Origin of the sequence: Oricola indica (genome assembly GCF_019966595.1) — a bacterium.
Classification (GTDB): domain Bacteria; phylum Pseudomonadota; class Alphaproteobacteria; order Rhizobiales; family Rhizobiaceae; genus Oricola; species Oricola indica.
Map to the genome: position 1 here is coordinate 138,011 of NZ_JAINFJ010000002.1, position 17,398 is coordinate 155,408.

Here is a 17,398-nt window from a genome sequence, read left to right on the forward strand (position 1 = left end):
TGCCGAATGAGGTTCGCATGGGGCCGCGCTTGCGGACAGTTCCCCAGACGCGCCACCGCCGACAAACCAGCCTTATGTGTCTTTTTCGGGATCGAGCAGGCGATGGAGATGGACGACAAAGTAACGCATGTGGGCGTTGTCCACCGTCTGCTGCGCCTTTGCTTTCCACGCGGCCTGCGCGGTCTTGTAGTTGGGATAGATACCGACGATGTCGAGGTCGTTCAAATCGCGGAAACGCGTGGTTTCCAGGGATTCCAGTTCGCCGCCGAACACGAGGTGCAGCAACTGAGTGTCCTCAGTGTTATCAGCCATTGCCGCATAACCTTCCAGATATGAGATTCCTGCCAAGTCACCCGGACGCTTAACCGAATGCTTGCGCCGTAACAACTCCGAACATTGCCCCCAACATCCCGGTCGGGCCAGCCATCATCTCCGGCTTGACGACGTCATCCTCGTTGAGCCTGACATCCACACCATCGAAATCGGTCAACCGTGCGCCGGCCTCGGCGAGAATCAGCATCGCCGCCGCGATATCCCAGTCATGGGCTCTCGGCTTCACCAGCGTGGCATCGAGCGATCCGTCGGCGACCATGGCAAGCCGATAGGCGAGCGACGGAATGTGGCCGTGTCGCTCATAGCCGGCGGGAAAGGCAAGGTCGAGTTGCGGTCCGGCCTTGGCGGGCGCGGCAACGACAGGGCGCGGCCGCGGCGTCGAGACCGTCAGCCGGTCGCCATCCTTCCACGCTCCGCCACCGGCGGATGCCCAGTAACGTGTCTTCAGAGCCGGGCATTCCAGCACGCCGGCAATCGGGACATGCCCCTCGACGACTCCGATCGAGACACACCATATGTCGCGGCCGTCGATAAAGGCACGCGTGCCGTCGATCGGATCGACGATGAAGCTGCGCGGCGCCGTAAGGCGCTTCGTGCGCGAAACATCGACGCTTTCCTCCGACAGCCAGCCATAATCCGGCCGCGCCGCCAACAGGGTTTCGCGCAGATAGCTGTCCGCGGCGAGATCGCCAGCGCTGACCGGCGATCGTCCATCCTTCATGCGCACATCCATGTCGTGATGGCCGCGAAAATAGGACAGGGCGATTTGCCCCGCCTTCTCGGCGGCATCGCGGATCAGGGCGAGATCCTGCTCGATCGTCGGTCGGGCCTCGCCGGATGTGCTGTTCTCGGTCATTGCGTCGTCTATTGACCGGCTAGCGTCATGCCCTCGATGACCAGCGTCGGCGCGGCCGTCGAGAAGTTGCGGTCGATATCGCTTGCGGGGACCATGCGCATGAAGATGTCTTTCAGGTTCGAGGCGATGGTCACCTCGGAAACGGGATAGGCGATCTCTCCGTTCTCGATCCAGAAGCCCGATGCGCCGCGGCTGTACTCGCCGGTCACCATGTTGACGCCCTGGCCGAAGACCTCCGTAACGTAGAACCCGTCGCCGACGGCGCGGATCATCTCTTCGGGCGACTGATCGCCGGGCTCCAGAGACAGGTTGGTCGACGACGCGGCGACGGAGGTGCCTGCCCGCGCGCCGCGCCCATTGGTCACCAGCCCCAGTTCGTTTGCGATCGAGGTCGACAGGAACCAGTGATTGAGAACGCCCTCTCCGATCATGGTCAGCGTCTCGCCCTGCACGCCTTCGCCATCGAAGGGACGCGAACCCTGTCCGCGCCGGCGCATCGGTTCGTCGATCACCGTGATTGCCGGATTTGCCACCTGCTGTCCCATACGGTCCTTCAGGAAGGAGGTCTTGCGCGCCACGGACGCGCCGTCGATGGCGCCCGCGAGGTGGCTGAGCATGCCGCGCGCCACACGCGGATCGTAAACGCAGGTCACCGTGCGCGTTTCCACCTTTCGCGGATTGACGCGCCGCGCGGTCCGCTCACCTGCTTCGCGGCCGATTTCCTCGGGTGCCCGCAAGTCGGAGAAGAAGATCCGCGAGGAAAAATCGTAATCGCGCTCCATGCCGGTCCCCTCACCCGCGATCACGCTGACGGAGCGTGAAAAACGGGAGCGGCGATAGGCGCCGGAAAATCCGTGCGAGGTCACCAGAACGAGCCCGCCGGAACCGGCCGAGACGCCCGCGCCAGAAGAATTCGTCACGCCCGGTACGGCTCGCGCGGCCTCTTCCATCGCGAGCGCGTCTTCCGTCATTCGTTCGGCCGGGATTTCGGTCTCGTCGTAAAGGTCGAGATCGGGGATATCGCGCGCCAGCAGTTCCTCGGGCGCAAGCGTGTTGAATTTGTCTTCCGGAGAGACTTTCGCCATGGCGACCGCGCGTTCGGCGAGCATGTCGGCGTCGCCCGCGATATTGGCGGAGACGCTCGCGACTTTCGAACCGACAAAGACGCGCAGGGAAAAATCGTCGCTTTCGGATGAGTCCGTGCCTTCCACCTTGCCGAGGCGTACGGATACGCTCTTCGAGCGCGAGCGCACCACAACGGCGTCGGCGGCGTCCGCGCCCGCGCGTTTGGCGGCCTCCACGAGCGAGGCGGCGCGGTCGATAAGGTTCTGGGTATCGTCTGTCATGGAATCTCCGAGTGACGGGCCGGTTTGCTGGACGGCAAAAAGCGCTTAGATAGGGCGCGATACCGAAAGGGCTGGGCTGTCATGTATTGCCCGGCGCGCCCGGCATCAAGTCGCGACAATGGTTCGGCCGATCCAAAGGGGAGCAGTATTCATGGCGGGAGGCGCAGCGCCGGAGCTCTACATGGAAGCCGTCATGCTTCTCGGCGGCGCCGTGGTGGCCGCTCCGCTGTTCAAGCGTATCGGCCTCGGCACGGTGCTCGGCTATCTCGCCGCCGGCCTTGTCATCGGCCCGATCGGGCGAATGATCACCGAGGGCGAGGAAATTCTGCACGTCGCCGAACTGGGCGTCGTATTCCTGCTGTTCATCATCGGCCTGGAGCTCAAGCCCGCACGGCTTTGGTCGCTGCGCCGCGACATTTTCGGGCTGGGGCTGACGCAGGTGCTCCTGACCGGCGTGGCCCTGACCGCGCTCGCCATGGCCGTCCCCAGCATCGGCATAGGGGCCGCAGCCGTGATCGGCTTCGGCCTGGCCCTGTCATCGACCGCTTTCGCGCTGCAGATCCTGGAAGAGCGCGGCGAGATCAATCGCCGGCATGGCCGAAAATCCTTCGGCATCCTGCTGTTCCAGGATCTCGCCATCGTCCCGTTGCTGGCGTTGTTGCCGTTTCTCGCGCCGGCCGCCGCGGAAAACGGCGGCAACAATCTCGTCGATTTCCTCGTTGCGATTATCGCGGTTGCCGCGCTCGTTTTCGCGGGCCGCTATATACTCAACCCGCTGTTCCAGATCATCGCCAAATCCGGCGCGCGCGAAGCGATGATCGCGGCTGCATTGCTGGTGGTTATCGGGTCCGCCCTGCTGATGCAGGTCGCGGGGCTGTCGATGGCGATGGGCGCCTTCATCGCCGGCGTCATGCTGGCCGAATCAACCTACCGCCATGAGCTCGAAGCCGATATCGAACCGTTTCGCGGACTGCTGCTCGGTCTCTTCTTCATGGCCATCGGCATGTCGCTGGACCTGAGCGTTATCGTCGAGAACTGGCTGACAATTCTTCTGGCCGTCCCCGTCCTCATGGTCGTGAAGGCGGCGATCATCTATGCGCTGTGCCGCGTGTTCGGATCCGATCACGACGTTTCCGTTCGAACGGCGCTGACATTGCCGCAGGGCGGCGAGTTCGGTTTCGTGCTGTTTTCCGCGGCGGTCGGCATGCAGGTTCTCGATGCGGCGACATCCTCGCAACTCGTCTCCATCGTCACGCTCTCGATGGCGCTCACGCCCGTCAGTGTCATGCTCGGCAGGTTTCTCGTGCGCGAGGACGACAACGAGGAGATGGACGAGGATTTCGAGGGCGCGGGCGCCGATGTTCTGATGGTCGGCTTTTCGCGCTTCGGCCAGATCGCATCGCAGATCCTGCTCGCCGGCGGCTCGGACGTCACCATCATCGATCACTCCGCCGACCGGGTCCGCTCGGCGCAGAAATTCGGTTTCCGGATCTATTTCGGAGACGGCACCCGCAAGGACGTTCTCGAAGCAGCCGGTATCAAGCGCGCCAAGATCGTGGCCGTCTGCACGCAGAAGAAGGAAATCACCGACCGGATCGTCGATCTGGTCCAGTCCGAATATCCGGACGTCAAGCTCTATGTGCGATCCTACGACCGCACTCATACACTCGAGCTTCGCGCGCGCGGCGTGGAATACGAGATGCGCGAGACGTTCAAATCGGGGCTGGAATTCGGGCAGCGCACGCTGGAAGCGCTCGGCACGACACAACAGCTTTCGAGCGAAATCGCCGAGGATGTGGAAAAACGCGACGCCGAGCGTCTCCTCATCCAGCAATCACAGGGCTTCTATGCCGGCCGCCACATGATACACACGCGACCGGTGACGCCCGAACCGCTCACGAAACCGCGCCGCGAATCGAAAGTCATCGACGCGACCGACAACGAGCGGACGGCCGTCGAGGAGGAGAATTCATGACATTGACGCCTTTCCACCTCGCGTTCCCGGTCGATGACCTCGAGGCCACGCGCCACTTCTATTGCGACGTACTCGGGTGTGAGCCCGGACGCGCTTCGGACAGTTGGGTGGATTTCAGCCTGTTCGGCCATCAGATGTCGGCGCATCTGCGCACGGCCCCACAAGGAGACGGTTCGAGCGGCGCCGTCGATGGCAAGGCGGTCCCGATCCCGCATTTCGGCGTTGTGCTCGCCATGCATGACTGGAAAATACTTGCGGAACGCCTGGAAGCCGCCGAAGGGATAGACTGGTTGCACAAACCCATGGTTCGCTTTGCGGGCGAGCCGGGCGAGCAGGCGACCTTGTTCATTCGCGATCCTTCGGGCAACGCGCTCGAGTTCAAGGGTTTTGCCTCTCTCGAAGCCGTTTTCGCGCACTAGGATTTTCCCATGGCAGCTCCCGGCGAAGACAGGGCCAAATTCACGACCGGCCCGACGATGGGCCATGTCGTTACGATGACCCTGACGGGTTCCGTCGGACTGATCGCGGTCTTTGCCGTCGATGCGCTCAACCTGTTCTACATCTCACTGCTCGGCCAGGCCGAGCTGGCGGCGGCCATCGGCTATGCGGGGACGTTGATGTTCTTCACCGTCTCGGTGGCCATCGGCTTCACGATCGCGACGGGCGCTTTGGTCTCGCGGGCTCTGGGAGCGGGCGATCGCGAGCAGGCCGCGAAATCGGGCGGCGCGGCGATCGTCTACATGGCCATCGCAATGACGGCGATCGCCGCGCTAGCCTGGATATTCATTCCGGAACTGCTGGGCATGCTCGGGGCGCGTGGCGAGACGAAACAGCTCGCCGACGGTTTCCTGCGAATCGTGTTTCCCTCCACGCCGCTCGTCGCGGTCGGCATGTGCACGACCGGCATCTTGCGCGGCGTCGGCGATGCCCGGCGCGCGATGTATGTCACGCTGGCCGGCGGGGTCGCGGCGGCTATCCTCGATCCGATCCTGATTTTCGGGTTCGATCTCGGTATCACCGGCGCTGCCGTGTCGACGCTCTTGTCGCGCCTCGCCCTTTTGTTGGTCGGGCTGCACGGTGCGGCGATCGTCCACCGGCTGGTCAGGATGCCTGACCTGGCCGCGCTCGGCGCAGCATTCCGGCCCTTCTTCGCGATCGGCGGACCGGCGGTGATGACGCAAATCGCCACACCGGTCGGCAATGCCTATGTGACGGCGCAAATCGCGGCCTTCGGTGACGGCGCCGTCGCCGGCTGGGCGATCATCGGGCGCTTGATCCCGGTGGCCTTTGGCGTGATCTTCTCGCTATCGGGCGCGGTCGGGCCGATCCTCGGTCAGAATTACGGCGCGAAGCTCTATCATCGCCTATTCGAGACCATGCGCGACGCGCTGATCTTCACGACGCTCTATGTCCTCGTCGTCTGGGGCCTGCTGGCGCTGTTCGCCGACGGCATCGCCGGGATTTTCCGCGCGGAGGGCGAGGCGTACGATCTCGTCGTCTTCTTCTGCCTTTTCGCGAGCGCGAGCTTCCTGTTCAACGGCGCACTCTTCGTCGCCAATGCGGCGTTCAACAATCTCGGTTTCCCGTTCTATTCGACGATTCTCAACTGGGGGCGCTCGACATTGGGCGTCATACCCTTTGTCTGGCTCGGCGCCCACTGGTACGGCGCGACCGGCGTCATCGCCGGGTGGGCGCTCGGCGCGGTCGTTTTCGGCATCGCCTCGGTCTTCCTGTGTTTCAGGGTTGTCGCGTCCATCGAGGATCGAGATGGGCCCGGCCACGACCGGCTGCCCGGACCGCCGCCAACCGCGAATTCGCCGTTCTCCACCGGCAAGGCGGCGACGCTCGGCTGATCAGGCCGTTTCTTTGGCGACGGCCTCCATGGCGCTTTCGAGCTTGCGCTTGACCTCATCCTGCACAGGCGCGGTCGCGCCGATGATCTGCTTCGCCTTGAGAAAGTCCATGACACGGTAATCGGACACGGGCGGCTGTATGAAGACGTCCGGCGGCTGCAGCTTCAGCTTGAGCTTCAGGATCGACCGCATCATGAGCTGCGACGTGCCGTAGAGACTGTCGATCGGCTTGGGCACCCGGCGCGGATCGCCGCGGGGCGTGCCGACGACATCGATCCCGACCACGATGTCGGCCTTGCCGAGGATATGATCGTAGGGAAGCGGGTTGAAGATGCCGCCATCGATGAAGATGCGGCCGTCCCGGCGCACCGGGCGAAACAGCGCGGGTATCGCCGCCGAGGCGGCCAGCGCCGACCACAATTCGCCCTCCGCGAAGACCGTCTCGTGATGGCCGTAATAATCGGTCGCGATCACCGAAAGAGGAATGCCGAGCGCGGCGAAATCATGCGGGATGGTTTCGGGCATGAAGTTCTGGACGATACGCTGGACGTCGAACTGGCCGATCCGGAAACCGCGATCGACCATGTCGGAAAGACTGGCGGGGCGCAGCCGCCAGATGCGCGCCAGAACATCGGCGCGGCTGGTCAACATGCCGAGCGCATATTCCTTAATGTCGTCGCCGGACATCCCGCTCGACATGGCCGCGCCCATGATCGCGCCGATCGACGCGCCGCTTATCGCGACCGGCCGAATACCCATCTCGTCGAGCGCGCGAATGACATGGATATGAGCCAGCCCCCGCGCGCCGCCCCCGCCAAATGCAATCGCGACCGTCGGATCGCCGGAGGCGCGCCTCTCGGGCATCTGGTCGTTGCTAGCCGGTTTCTTCATCGCTTTCGCCAACCATGAAATACATACGGGTGTCGCCGAAATCGCGCGTATCGGCAAGGGAAAAGCCTTGTGGCGCGGTGAATCCGGCGTTCGCCGCTTCCTCCACCACCACCAGCGCCCCCGGCTTCAGCCAACCGCCATCATGCAGGGAAGCAAGCGCGCGTTCGGCCAGCCCCTTGCCATAGGGCGGGTCGGCAAAAACGAAATCGAAAGGCTCCATCGTGCCGATCTCGCCCATTCGCGTCGCGTCCCTTCGAAACAGCTTCGTGCGTCCCTGCAAACCCAACGCCTCGATATTGGCGCGGATAAGGCCGCGCCCTTCCGCGGATTGCTCGATGAAAAGGGCCATGGCAGCGCCACGCGACAGGGCCTCGAAACCGACCGCGCCCGTGCCGGCGAAAAGATCGAGAATGCGGGTCTCGTCCAGTTTCTCCGGCCAGGCATGTGTGATGATGTTGAAAAGGCTTTCGCGCGTGCGGTCCGTCGTCGGCCGGATCGAGGCCGACCCCGCCTTCGGAGAGGCGAGCGCCCGGCCGCGAAAGTTCCCACCGACGATCCGCATCGCGGTCTATTTCCCCGGACCGCGCGGCTTTCCCGGCCGGCGCGGACCGGCACCGGATGAAGGCCGACCGCCCGCGCCCGGTTTTCCGGACTCTGGCGACTTGTCGCCCCGCCGCTCCGGACCACCGGTTCGCTTTGTTTCAGGTGCTCCGCCTTGTTCCGGCTTTGCCTTGCGGCCCTGCGGACGCGCGCCCGGCGCCATCCAGACATTGGATGCCCGCCCGTGGCGTTGCTTGTCGGTTTCACCGCGCGGCGAGGATGGTCCCTTGCCGCGCTGCGGCCGGCTGGTCTCCAGGCGCGACAGCGCCTCGTCACGTCCCATGCCCTTGCCGCGACGCGGTTTGCCGCTCTCCGGATCCGCGCTGACCCAATCGCCGCGCTTCTTCACTTTCACAAGCCGTGTCTCGCCCTCATCGTCGCGAACGGGCTTGTTGGTGAACGGCTTGCGCACCGGTGCGTCGAAATTGGCCCCGGCATCGGCGATCAGCCGATCGCCCAACTGGTCGCGCAGCGTGCGTCCCCGAATTTCCATCACCGCGCCTTCCGGCAGATCACCGAGCTGGAATGGTCCGAAAGAAATGCGGATGAGGCGGTTCACGTCGAGACCGAGCGCGCCGAGGATGTTCTTGACCTCGCGGTTCTTTCCCTCGCGCAGACCGACGGTCAGCCAGACATTGGAGCCTTGCTCGCGCTCGAGTTCGGCCTCGACCGCGCCGTAGAAAACGCCATCGACAGCGATGCCGTTCTTGAGTTCGTCGAGCCGCTTCTGATCGACCTTGCCATGCGCGCGTACACGGTAGCGGCGCAGCCAGCCGGTCTGCGGCAATTCGAGCATGCGCGACAGGCCGCCATCGTTGGTGAGCAGCAGCAGCCCCTCGGTGTTGATGTCGAGACGGCCGACCGAAAGAACGCGCGGCATGTCTTTCGGCAGGTTCTCGAAAACGGTCGGGCGGCCTTCCGGATCGCGGTTGGTCGTCACGAGACCGGCCGGCTTGTGATAGAGCCAGAGCCGCGTGCGCTCGATCTCCGGGATAGGCTCGCCATCGAGGAGAATAACGTCGTTGGGGGTAACATTTACCGCCGGTGAGACCAGCTTTGTCCCGTTCAGTGTGACGCGGCCGGATTCGATGATGCGCTCGGCATCCCGGCGTGAGGCGACGCCGGCGCGTGCGAGATATTTCGCAATCCGTTCCGGTTCGGCCTCTGCCGGCACATCTGCCTCCGGCGCGCGGTCGTCGTGACGCTCCGCGCCCTCTCCCGCGGCATGCTCCCGGCGCGGGGGCCGATCACGGTCGTCTCTCTTTGAAAATCCACGCGGCTTGCCGTCGCCGTCAGGGCGAGGCCGCTCCCGGAATGGACGCGGGCGATCGCCGCCAGCGCGCGAGGGCGCGGTGCCGTCCGGGCGATCCTTGAAGCCGCGAGACTTGCCGGCCGGCTTGCCGCCGCCGGGCCCATCCTTGAACCCGCGAGACCTCAAGCCGTCCCTTTTGCCCTCGCCGGCTCCACCGTCCTGGCCGGTCCGATCCTTGAAGCCACGCGAACGCGGCGCGCCGGATTTGCCGGCATCGCCTTTCGCTCCGGGCTTCCCGCTTCGGGGGCCACCACCCGGGCCGGGTTTTCCGGAACGGCCGCGGGGCTTGTCTTCATTCGTCATTTGCTGTTTGCCTTCGTTCGACGGCTCCCTATCAGGCAGGGGCCGGAGTTGCGAGAGAAATTGTGTCCGAGACACCGGCGGGAGCGAAATCCCCGAGCTTCATGGAACTGGCGATTCGCGAGGCCGTCGCGGCCGGCGAGCGCGGCGAAGTGCCGGTGGGCGCTGTCGTGGTTCGTGACGCAGCGGTCGTCGGTTCGGCGGGAAACCGGACCCGCGAATTCAACGATCCGACGGCTCACGCGGAACTGCTGGCCATACGCGAGGCCTGCGGAAATCTCGAACAGGAGCGGCTCGAGGGCTGCGATCTCTACGTCACGCTGGAGCCCTGCACGATGTGTGCCGCCGCCATTTCGTTTGCGCGCATCCGACGGCTCTATTTCGCCGCCGAGGACGCGAAGGGCGGTGCCGTGATTTCCGGAGTGCGCTTCTTTTCAAGCCCGACCTGCCACCATGCGCCGGATATCTATCCGCACATCGGAGACGGCGAGGCGTCGCGGCTGCTCAGATCCTTTTTTGCCGCAAGGCGCGGCTAGCCCCCTAGAGCCAGGGAACGAACCGGCGCCATCCGCCACCGTTTTCGCCGGCCTTCGCCGCCTTCTTGCGGCGACGCTCCTTGGTCGCCTCGGTTTCGCCGAGTTCACCGTAAGGCGCGGTTTCCGCCGGCTGGCGGTATTCCGACGGCGGATCGGTCAGATAGACGCGCTGCGCGCCGGCGGCGCGCTGGTGAACATTGGTCTGCAGCGGCTTGTCCGGGTCATTCGTATTGGAAAGGTTCGGCAGATACCGTCCCTCGTCCACTTCCTTGCGGATGCGGGCAAGACGTTCTTCCGGCGATTCCGGCCATTCGGGCGATGCTTCGGCGATATTCGTCTGAGGCGGCGGAAGGGTCGAAGCGTCGGTCGGCTCGACAAGGCCGGGACGCGGCTTGTAATCGATCACGGTGCGCTGGCCACGGCTCAGCTTTACCGAACTGGAAAGGTCGTCGAGGAACTGCGCAGTCGCCGGTTTGTCGGTCCCGTAGGTCGGTCCCATGCAGCCCGTAAGCGCAAGCACGCCCGCTCCAAGCGTTCCAAAGGCGGCTATCCGCACAGGGTATTTCCTGTCTGTCATCACTGCTCTGCCATTCCCCTGGTCGAAAGCGTCTCGTCGAATTCAGCTTCCGCGCTGACCGGTAAATCCGGCGAATTGATGGTGGTCTAACGAAAAACAACGGAATCGGCAATGCGTGCGGCCCTTCGGCCACACCCATCGCCAATGCACGTCACAGCTTTCCGAGCGCCTTGAGTTCATGCAGCGCCGCCGCATCGCGCGCCGACACATCCGGGAATTCCGGGTCGGAGCCGACATCCTGCGTCACGCGCCAAGAACGGGCGCATTTCGTGCCCTTGGCAAGCGCGGGAACCACCGCAACCCCCGGAACCTCGGGAATCGTGAAAGCCTCGTCCGGACCCGGCTTCGGCGAAACCGAGATGCCGGACGTGATGCTGATTTCGGCCATGTCGACATCCTCGATCGCCGCGCGCAGCGCATCGTCGGTCACATGAACGAAAGGTGCGGCTTCGAGAGAGGAGCCGATGCGCTTTTCCTTTCGCTCGATCTCCAGCGCGCCGGTTACCGTCCGGCGCACCTGGCGAACCTTCTTCCACTTGGATCCAAGATCGTCATTGCGCCATTCCGGCGGGCATTTGCGGAACTGCTCCAAATGCACCGACACGGCGTCGGGATAGCGCGACAGCCACGCTTCCTCCATCGTGAAAGGCAACATCGGCGCAAGCCAGGTCACGACCCGGTCGAAGATGTGATGGACGACCTGCAACGCGGCCTTGCGGCGCTTGCTCGACGGCGCATCGCAGTAGAGCGCGTCCTTGCGGATGTCGAAATAGAAGGCCGACAGTTCGAGCACCATGAAGTCGTGGACCTGGCGCGAGATCTTCTTGAAGTCGAAGGCCTCGTAGCCATTGTTGACGACGTTATCGAGCTCCCAGAGCCGATGCAGGATATATTTCTCCAGCTCCGGCATGTCGGCATATTCGACGCTCTCGCCCTCGTCGTGAGCGAGCGTACCGAGCATCCAGCGGATCGTGTTGCGCATCTTGCGATAGGCGTCGATGTTGGTCTGCAGGATCGCCTTGCCGAGACGCTGGTCTTCCCAGTAGTCGGTGTTCATCACCCAGAGGCGCAGGATATCGGCGCCGGAATCCTTCATCACGTCTTGCGGCGTGACGTTGTTGCCGAGCGATTTCGACATCTTCTTGCCGTCCTCGGCCATGGTGAAGCCATGGGTGATGACGGTGTCGTAAGGCGCGCGGCCGCGGGTGCCGCAACTCTCCAGCAGCGAGGAATGGAACCAGCCGCGATGCTGGTCCGAGCCTTCCAGATAGACGTCAGCCGGCCATTTCAGGTCCGGACGGTCTTCCAGCGTGAAGGCATGTGTCGAGCCGGAATCGAACCAGACATCGAGAATGTCGGTGACCTGTGTCCATTTCGCCGGATCGTGTTCGTTGCCGAGGAAGCGCTCCTTGGCGCCCTCGGCGAACCACGCATCGGCGCCCTCTTCCTCGAAGGCTTCGAGGATACGGGCGTTGACCGCCTCGTCCTTCAACACGTTTCCGTCCTCGTCGGCGAAGACGCAGATCGGCACGCCCCAGGCGCGCTGGCGCGAAAGAACCCAATCGGGCCGGTCCTCGATCATGGCGCGCAGACGCGTCTGGCCGCCCGCCGGCACGAAGCGGGTGTCGTCGATCGCCTTCAGCGCGCGCGAACGCAGCGTCGTGTCGTCGCCGAGATCCATGTCCATGTGGACGAACCATTGCGGCGTATTGCGGAAGATCACCGGCTTCTTGGAGCGCCAGGAATGCGGATATTCGTGCTTCAGGCGACTACGGGCGAAAAGCCGATCGGCAGCTATCAAGGCTTCGATGACCACCTTGTTGGCATCGCCCTTCTTGCCCTTGTCGTCGATGACGCGTGCCGGTCCGCCTTCACGGTCCGGTCCGAAACCCGGCGCGTCCTTGGTGAAATAGCCAGCGTCATCGACCGTAAACGGGATCATCGTGTCGATACCGCGTGCCGCGAGCAGCGGCGCCCTCTCCATCCAGACGTCGAAGTCCTCGCGGCCGTGACCCGGAGCGGTGTGGACGAAGCCCGTGCCGGCGTCCTCGGTCACATGGGATCCGACCAGCAGCGGAACATCGAATTCGTAGCCACCGGCGAGACCTTTGAGCGGGTGAGCCAGCGTAAGGCATTCCAACAGGATGTTGTCGACCTTGGCGAGGCGGTTGAGCTTCAGCTTCGCCTTTTCAGCGCAACCGTCCGCGAGGCGGTCGGCGATGACCACCTTCTCCCCGGGCTGCGGCCCGAAGTCGTTCTCGGCCTCCGCCACCTCGTACAGCGAATAAGCGATGTTCAGTTTCGCGAATGCGACCGCGCGGTTGCCCGGTATTGTCCAGGGCGTCGTCGTCCAGATGAGGATGCTCGCATCGCGCAACTGCGCGACGACATCCAGCATGTCCTCCGTGACGTGCCCGGCCTGTTCGGCATAAGCGCCCTCGCCGACCTCAAAACGCTTCTCAAGTTCCGTGGTTTTCCGATCCCGAATGCGGTGGAACTTCTCCTCGTCGAACTCGGCAACCGGGAACTTGACCCAGATCGTGTCGGACTCGTACTCCTGATACTCGACCTCGGCCTCGGCCAGCGCGGTGCGCTCGACGACCGACCACATGACCGGCTTCGAGCCGCGATAGAGCTGGCCGGACATGGCGAATTTCAGCAGTTCGCCGGCGATGCGCGACTCCGCGTGGAAATTCATCGTCGTGTAGGGATTGTCAAAGTCGCCCTCGATACCGAGGCGCTTGAACTCCTCCGACTGGACCTTGATCCAGTGGTCGGCGAAGTCTCGGCATTCCTTGCGGAACTCGTTGACCGGTACCTCGTCCTTGTTCTTGCCCTTGGCGCGATACTGCTCCTCGATCTTCCACTCGATCGGCAGGCCGTGGCAGTCCCAGCCGGGCACGTAGTTGGAATCATAGCCGCGCATCTGGAAGGAGCGCGTGATGACGTCCTTGAGGATCTTGTTGAGCGCGTGCCCGATATGGATGTTGCCGTTGGCATAGGGCGGGCCGTCGTGAAGCACGTAGCGCGGGCGGTCCTTCGCGTCATCGCGCAGCTTCCTGTAGAGGTCCATCTCCTGCCAACGCGCGACGAGTTCCGGCTCCTTCTTGGGGAGGCCGGCGCGCATCGGGAAATCGGTCTGCGGCAGGTTGAGTGTCTTGGAATAGTCCAGCGTCTGGTTATCGGCGGAATCGGTCATTCGTTTGCATTCGTTTCATGCTGCGCGGAGAGATTGCAGCGGTCATTAGCGGAAAAAGGCTAGGGGTGCGCGAAAAAATTGCGCGGCTTCCCGGTCCTGCGGCGCGTGTCAGCGGCAGGCCGGGCCAATAATTCGGATGATGGCGAAACGGGCCGTGGTCATGGCGCGGCTTTTAGCAACAGCACCGGCGCGAATAAAGAGCCAAATCACCACACCTCGCGATCCAGCTTGCGAAAGACCGTCCGCCCCATGAACCGCGTAGCCGCACGCGGCAACAGCCACCCGGCCAGCGCGGCCATCTTTGCCCGGTTGCCAGGCAGGATCGTCGCGAAACCGCGCTTTGCGCTTTTCAGGATCAGTCCCGCCGCCAAATCCGGTTCCATGCGATGCGCGGCGCTGGCGCCCTTCGGTGCGTGCCGGGCGGCATGGCGCGTGCGCAGCGGTCCGGGAAAAGCACAGGAAACGCGCACGCCGAACGCCTTGCGGAACGGTTTGCGGATCGATTTGGCATAGGCCGCGATCGCATCCTTGGATGCCGCATAGCTGGCGGCCCCCGGATAGCCGGTCCAGTGCGAAAGCGACGAAACGAAGATCACCCGGCCACCCGGCGCCAGCGCACCGCGCGCGGCAAGACCGGCGCACAGCACCAGCGGCGCCTCGGTGTTGACCGACAGCAATTTCAGATGCGCGTCGAGCGGAATCGCCTGGAAGCGCCCGGTCGCGGAAATCCCGGCATTCAGGACAACGACGTCGAATGGGCCCACGGCGGCAAGATTGACGATCGCGGCGTCGAGTTTCGCATGGTCCGACAGGTCGCACATGCGATGGGTCCATGGCACGAAGCCGTCGGGGGCGGTCTGGTCGAGGGTCGTCACCGCGTAACCCTCGTCGCAAAGGGCCGCGCAGAACGCCCGTCCGAGCCCGGCATTGCCGCCGGTCACCAGCGCTTTTCCGGTCGCGGTCAACGGATCGTCCTTCCCAGCACCGCGGCACCCGACAGATATTGCATGAAAGAAAGGGTTCGCGGCGTCTTTCCGGCACGGATCGCAGCCTCGATCATCGCCGCCATGTCGTCCGGGCGGATGAACCATTTGTGCGCCCAGCCAAGCTTGAGGCCGACCTTTTCCTGCATGCCGGTCATGGTCGGGCCGGGATGCAGAATCACGACGCGGACCGTTCCGCGCCATTCTTCTTCCAGTGCCCGGGCCAGCCCGTGCAGTCCGGCCTTGGAGGCCGCGTAGCAGGCGAATTGCGGCGCGCCCTTGCGCGCGGTGGACCCGATCAGTGTCAGCTGTCCATTGCCGCGCCTGAGCCACGAATAAAGAATATGCGCCATGGCGAGCGTGCCGGCGAGATTGACGTCCAGCGTGTCGCGCAGCGTATCCGGCGTCTCGTCCTGTGGAGCGGATGCATGGCCGGTGGCCGCGTTCAGCACCACGTGATCGAGCTTCGTCACGTTATGCTCCAGCAGCCCCCTGCCAAGCGCCTGCGCGGCGGCCTTCGGGTCGCTCTGGTCGGCGCGCACGTAATGCACGCTTTCGGGAAACAGGTCGCGCACCTTGCCCGGTTCGCGGCGGCCGGTCGCGATCACGTCATGACGGCCGGCAAGCCGGCGGACGAGCGCCAAGCCGATACCGTCCGTCGCGCCGGTCACGAGTATGGTGCGTCGCGCCATGATCAGTCTTCCGGGGCGTCGAAGGTAAGGGCGGCGTCGAGGGGACCGATCGGCTCGAGAGCAGAGAGGATCGAGCGCGCGGCTTCCTCGTCTTTTCTCATCTGGACCGTCAAGGCATCGATCGTATCGAACTTCTCCTCTCCGCGCAGGAAAGCGCAGAAAGCCACCGTGCAGGTCTCGCCGTAGATCTGTTCGTTGAAGTCGAACACGAAGGTTTCGAGAAGCGCTTCGCCGTCGGATTCAACCGTCGGGCGGCGGCCGAAACTGGCCACCCCGTCATGAATGCGCCCGTCCCCGCGCATGAAGCGCACGGCGTAGATGCCGTGTCGCAATGCGGCGTCGCCGGCCAGAACCATGTTGGCCGTCGGATAGCCCAGCGTGCGCCCCAGTTGCTTGCCGCGGACGACTTCCGCCTCGACGCGGTAATGGTAGCCGAGAAGTCCGTTCGCACCGGAGATATCGCCTTGCTGGAGCTTCTCGCGCACCCGGCTCGACGAGACGACTTCCGCGTTTGCGTCCCGGTAGGCATCGACCAGGGTCACGTGGAAACCGCGTGTCTCGCCCGCCTCCATCAGGAAGGCCGGTCCGCCCTGGCGGTTGCGCCCGAAATGGAAGTCGAAACCGGTAACGACCTGGCGGACGGCGAGATCTTCCAGCAATACGCCATCGACGAACTCGTCAGCGGTCAGCCGAGCGAATTCCTTGGTGAACGGCATTTCGATCACGCCGTCGAAACCCAGTTCGCGCAAAATGTCGGCCTTCATCGGCGCGGGCGTGATGCGAAACAGCGGCCGGTCCGGCTGGAAAAGCTGCCGTGGATGGGGCTCGAAGGTCAGCACGAGGGCGGGACAGCCATGATCACGGGCAAAGCCCAGCGCGGTTTCGAGTACGGACTGATGACCGCGATGGACGCCGTCAAAATTGCCGATCGCAACGACACTGCCGCGCAGCGCCGCCGGAAGCTCCTTCGAAGAGGGGAACCGAAACGTCACATGCCGCTCCGTTCAGGCCAGTTTGGTCATCGTGGCGACCGGATGTGCGCCGAAACCGTCGAGGTGGTCGGCGAGGCGCTGCGGGTCGGGATTGCCGGGCGTGCCGTATTCGCGCGCATGGATTCCGTCGGAGATAAACAGCAGATCTAGCCCGAAATCCATCGCGCCCTTGACGTCCGTGGTCATTCCGTCGCCGATTGCGAGCACCCGCGACGGCTCGACCTCGCGGCCCAGCGCAGTGGCGGCGCGGGCCATCGCCTCGCGATAGATCGGCGCGTGCGGCTTGCCCGCGATAAGCGTGCGACCGCCCATCAGGCCGAAATCCTTGGCCAGCGCGCCGGCGCAATAGACCAGCCGGTCACCGCGTTCCACGACGATGTCGGGATTGGCGCAGATGAAAGGCAGGTTGCGGGCCCGCAGGCGCTGCAGCATCTCGTGATAGTCCTTCGGCGTTTCCGTCTCGTCGTCGAAGAAACCGGTGCACACAACGGCCGCGGCCTCGCGCTCCTCGACCGGCTCGACGTCGAGCCCGTCATAGAGCGACATGTCGCGGTCGGGGCCGATGTGGAAGATCATCCGCGCGTTCTCGCCGATCAGCGCCCGCGTGACATCGCCCGACGTGACGATGTCGTCATAGGCTTCCCCCGGCACGCCGAGGGTCGCGAGTTGTTCCGAGACCGGCCCTTTCGGACGCGGGGCGTTGGTGATCAGCACGACCGCCTTGCCCTTCTCGCGTTCCGCCGCAAGCGCCTTCCATGCGGGCGTCCACGACCGCACGCCATTATGCAGCACGCCCCAGACGTCGCAAAAAATCGCATCATACTCGCCGGTGATATCCGCCAGCTTGTCCAGTACCCGAATGGCCAAAAGTTCTATCCCGTTTGCGTCACGCGCGCTGGCCGAATTAGAACCTTTCCAGCCCAAAGGGAAGCCGTCGCGCGTGGCGTTCGACT

At 64.2% G+C, this 17,398-nt stretch carries 16 protein-coding genes; 4 read left to right on the top strand and 12 right to left on the bottom strand.

Annotation, left to right across the window (positions count from 1 at the left end; translation table 11 throughout):
• Positions 1-72: 72 nt before the first annotated feature.
• From LC343_RS06190 to LC343_RS06200, 3 genes are read right to left on the bottom strand one after another with little or no spacing between them, the layout of a single operon-like run.
• Entirely contained in the window at positions 73-312 is a 240-nt protein-coding gene (locus tag LC343_RS06190; RefSeq protein ID WP_223476243.1) for a DUF4170 domain-containing protein, read from the bottom strand.
• A gap of 49 nt (positions 313-361) precedes the next feature.
• Complete coding sequence (locus LC343_RS06195) at positions 362-1,189, bottom strand: 3'(2'),5'-bisphosphate nucleotidase CysQ (protein ID WP_223476244.1); 828 nt, start codon at positions 1,187-1,189, stop codon at positions 362-364.
• A gap of 8 nt (positions 1,190-1,197) precedes the next feature.
• A complete protein-coding gene (locus LC343_RS06200; RefSeq protein ID WP_223476245.1) occupies positions 1,198-2,535 on the bottom strand; it encodes a TldD/PmbA family protein in 1,338 nt (445 codons plus the stop codon).
• Positions 2,536-2,686: 151 nt separating this feature from the next.
• Here LC343_RS06200 and LC343_RS06205 point away from each other — a divergent pair, with 151 nt between their 5' ends.
• Genes LC343_RS06205 through LC343_RS06215 form a run of 3 tightly spaced genes read left to right on the top strand, consistent with a single transcriptional unit; the run spans position 2,687 to position 6,363 of the window.
• Positions 2,687-4,510, top strand: coding sequence for a monovalent cation:proton antiporter-2 (CPA2) family protein (locus tag LC343_RS06205; RefSeq protein WP_223476246.1), 1,824 nt, complete (start codon positions 2,687-2,689; stop codon positions 4,508-4,510).
• A gap of 2 nt (positions 4,511-4,512) precedes the next feature.
• Entirely contained in the window at positions 4,513-4,929 is a 417-nt protein-coding gene (locus LC343_RS06210) for a VOC family protein (protein WP_223476723.1), read from the top strand.
• 9 nt (positions 4,930-4,938) lie between these two features.
• Positions 4,939-6,363 (top strand): MATE family efflux transporter, encoded by a 1,425-nt coding sequence (locus LC343_RS06215; RefSeq protein WP_223476247.1) that lies wholly within the window; start codon positions 4,939-4,941, stop codon positions 6,361-6,363.
• Here the strand turns inward: LC343_RS06215 and LC343_RS06220 are convergent, their stop codons facing one another.
• The 3 genes from LC343_RS06220 to LC343_RS06230 are packed head-to-tail and all read right to left on the bottom strand — an operon-like array spanning position 6,364 to position 9,469.
• Positions 6,364-7,254 (bottom strand): patatin-like phospholipase family protein, encoded by an 891-nt coding sequence (locus LC343_RS06220; RefSeq protein ID WP_223476248.1) that lies wholly within the window; start codon positions 7,252-7,254, stop codon positions 6,364-6,366.
• A complete protein-coding gene (gene rsmD / locus LC343_RS06225; protein ID WP_223476249.1) occupies positions 7,238-7,816 on the bottom strand; it encodes a 16S rRNA (guanine(966)-N(2))-methyltransferase RsmD in 579 nt (192 codons plus the stop codon). Before rsmD ends, LC343_RS06220 begins: the two co-directional genes overlap by 17 nt.
• A 6-nt stretch (positions 7,817-7,822) precedes the next feature.
• Positions 7,823-9,469 (bottom strand): pseudouridine synthase, encoded by a 1,647-nt coding sequence (locus LC343_RS06230; protein WP_223476250.1) that lies wholly within the window; start codon positions 9,467-9,469, stop codon positions 7,823-7,825.
• Positions 9,470-9,570: 101 nt separating this feature from the next.
• Here LC343_RS06230 and LC343_RS06235 point away from each other — a divergent pair, with 101 nt between their 5' ends.
• On the top strand, positions 9,571-10,002 hold the full coding sequence (locus LC343_RS06235) for a nucleoside deaminase (protein ID WP_223476724.1): 432 nt from the start codon (positions 9,571-9,573) through the stop codon (positions 10,000-10,002).
• Between the two features lie 4 nt (positions 10,003-10,006).
• On the opposite strand, the gene LC343_RS06240 is transcribed toward LC343_RS06235, so the two are convergent.
• The 6 genes from LC343_RS06240 to LC343_RS06265 form a co-directional block, all read right to left on the bottom strand.
• Positions 10,007-10,579: a thioredoxin domain-containing protein gene (locus LC343_RS06240; RefSeq protein ID WP_223476251.1), complete on the bottom strand. Its 573-nt coding sequence runs from the start codon at positions 10,577-10,579 to the stop codon at positions 10,007-10,009.
• A gap of 151 nt (positions 10,580-10,730) precedes the next feature.
• Positions 10,731-13,778, bottom strand: coding sequence for an isoleucine--tRNA ligase (gene ileS, locus LC343_RS06245; protein WP_223476252.1), 3,048 nt, complete (start codon positions 13,776-13,778; stop codon positions 10,731-10,733).
• 206 nt (positions 13,779-13,984) lie between these two features.
• Positions 13,985-14,743 (bottom strand): SDR family NAD(P)-dependent oxidoreductase, encoded by a 759-nt coding sequence (locus LC343_RS06250; RefSeq protein WP_223476253.1) that lies wholly within the window; start codon positions 14,741-14,743, stop codon positions 13,985-13,987.
• Positions 14,740-15,453: an SDR family NAD(P)-dependent oxidoreductase gene (locus LC343_RS06255; protein WP_223476254.1), complete on the bottom strand. Its 714-nt coding sequence runs from the start codon at positions 15,451-15,453 to the stop codon at positions 14,740-14,742. The genes LC343_RS06250 and LC343_RS06255 overlap by 4 nt, the downstream gene beginning before the upstream one ends.
• 2 nt (positions 15,454-15,455) lie before the next feature.
• Positions 15,456-16,445: a bifunctional riboflavin kinase/FAD synthetase gene (locus LC343_RS06260; RefSeq protein ID WP_223476255.1), complete on the bottom strand. Its 990-nt coding sequence runs from the start codon at positions 16,443-16,445 to the stop codon at positions 15,456-15,458.
• 12 nt (positions 16,446-16,457) lie between these two features.
• Entirely contained in the window at positions 16,458-17,312 is an 855-nt protein-coding gene (locus LC343_RS06265; protein WP_238484185.1) for a TIGR01459 family HAD-type hydrolase, read from the bottom strand.
• Positions 17,313-17,398 lie beyond the last annotated feature (86 nt).

Bases quoted from the DNA above. Each gene is read 5' to 3' on its own strand.
- LC343_RS06220 (WP_223476248.1), bottom strand. From the start codon at position 7,254: ATGAAGAAACCGGCTAGCAACGACCAGATGCCCGAGAGGCGCGCCTCC.
- LC343_RS06235 (WP_223476724.1), top strand. From the start codon at position 9,571: ATGGAACTGGCGATTCGCGAGGCCGTCGCGGCCGGCGAGCGCGGCGAA.
- LC343_RS06240 (WP_223476251.1), bottom strand. From the start codon at position 10,579: ATGACAGACAGGAAATACCCTGTGCGGATAGCCGCCTTTGGAACGCTT.
- LC343_RS06190 (WP_223476243.1), bottom strand. From the start codon at position 312: ATGGCTGATAACACTGAGGACACTCAGTTGCTGCACCTCGTGTTCGGC.
- ileS (WP_223476252.1), bottom strand. From the start codon at position 13,778: ATGACCGATTCCGCCGATAACCAGACGCTGGACTATTCCAAGACACTC.
- LC343_RS06230 (WP_223476250.1), bottom strand. From the start codon at position 9,469: ATGACGAATGAAGACAAGCCCCGCGGCCGTTCCGGAAAACCCGGCCCG.
- LC343_RS06205 (WP_223476246.1), top strand. From the start codon at position 2,687: ATGGCGGGAGGCGCAGCGCCGGAGCTCTACATGGAAGCCGTCATGCTT.
- LC343_RS06200 (WP_223476245.1), bottom strand. From the start codon at position 2,535: ATGACAGACGATACCCAGAACCTTATCGACCGCGCCGCCTCGCTCGTG.
- LC343_RS06255 (WP_223476254.1), bottom strand. From the start codon at position 15,453: ATGGCGCGACGCACCATACTCGTGACCGGCGCGACGGACGGTATCGGC.
- LC343_RS06195 (WP_223476244.1), bottom strand. From the start codon at position 1,189: ATGACCGAGAACAGCACATCCGGCGAGGCCCGACCGACGATCGAGCAG.
- LC343_RS06215 (WP_223476247.1), top strand. From the start codon at position 4,939: ATGGCAGCTCCCGGCGAAGACAGGGCCAAATTCACGACCGGCCCGACG.
- rsmD (WP_223476249.1), bottom strand. From the start codon at position 7,816: ATGCGGATCGTCGGTGGGAACTTTCGCGGCCGGGCGCTCGCCTCTCCG.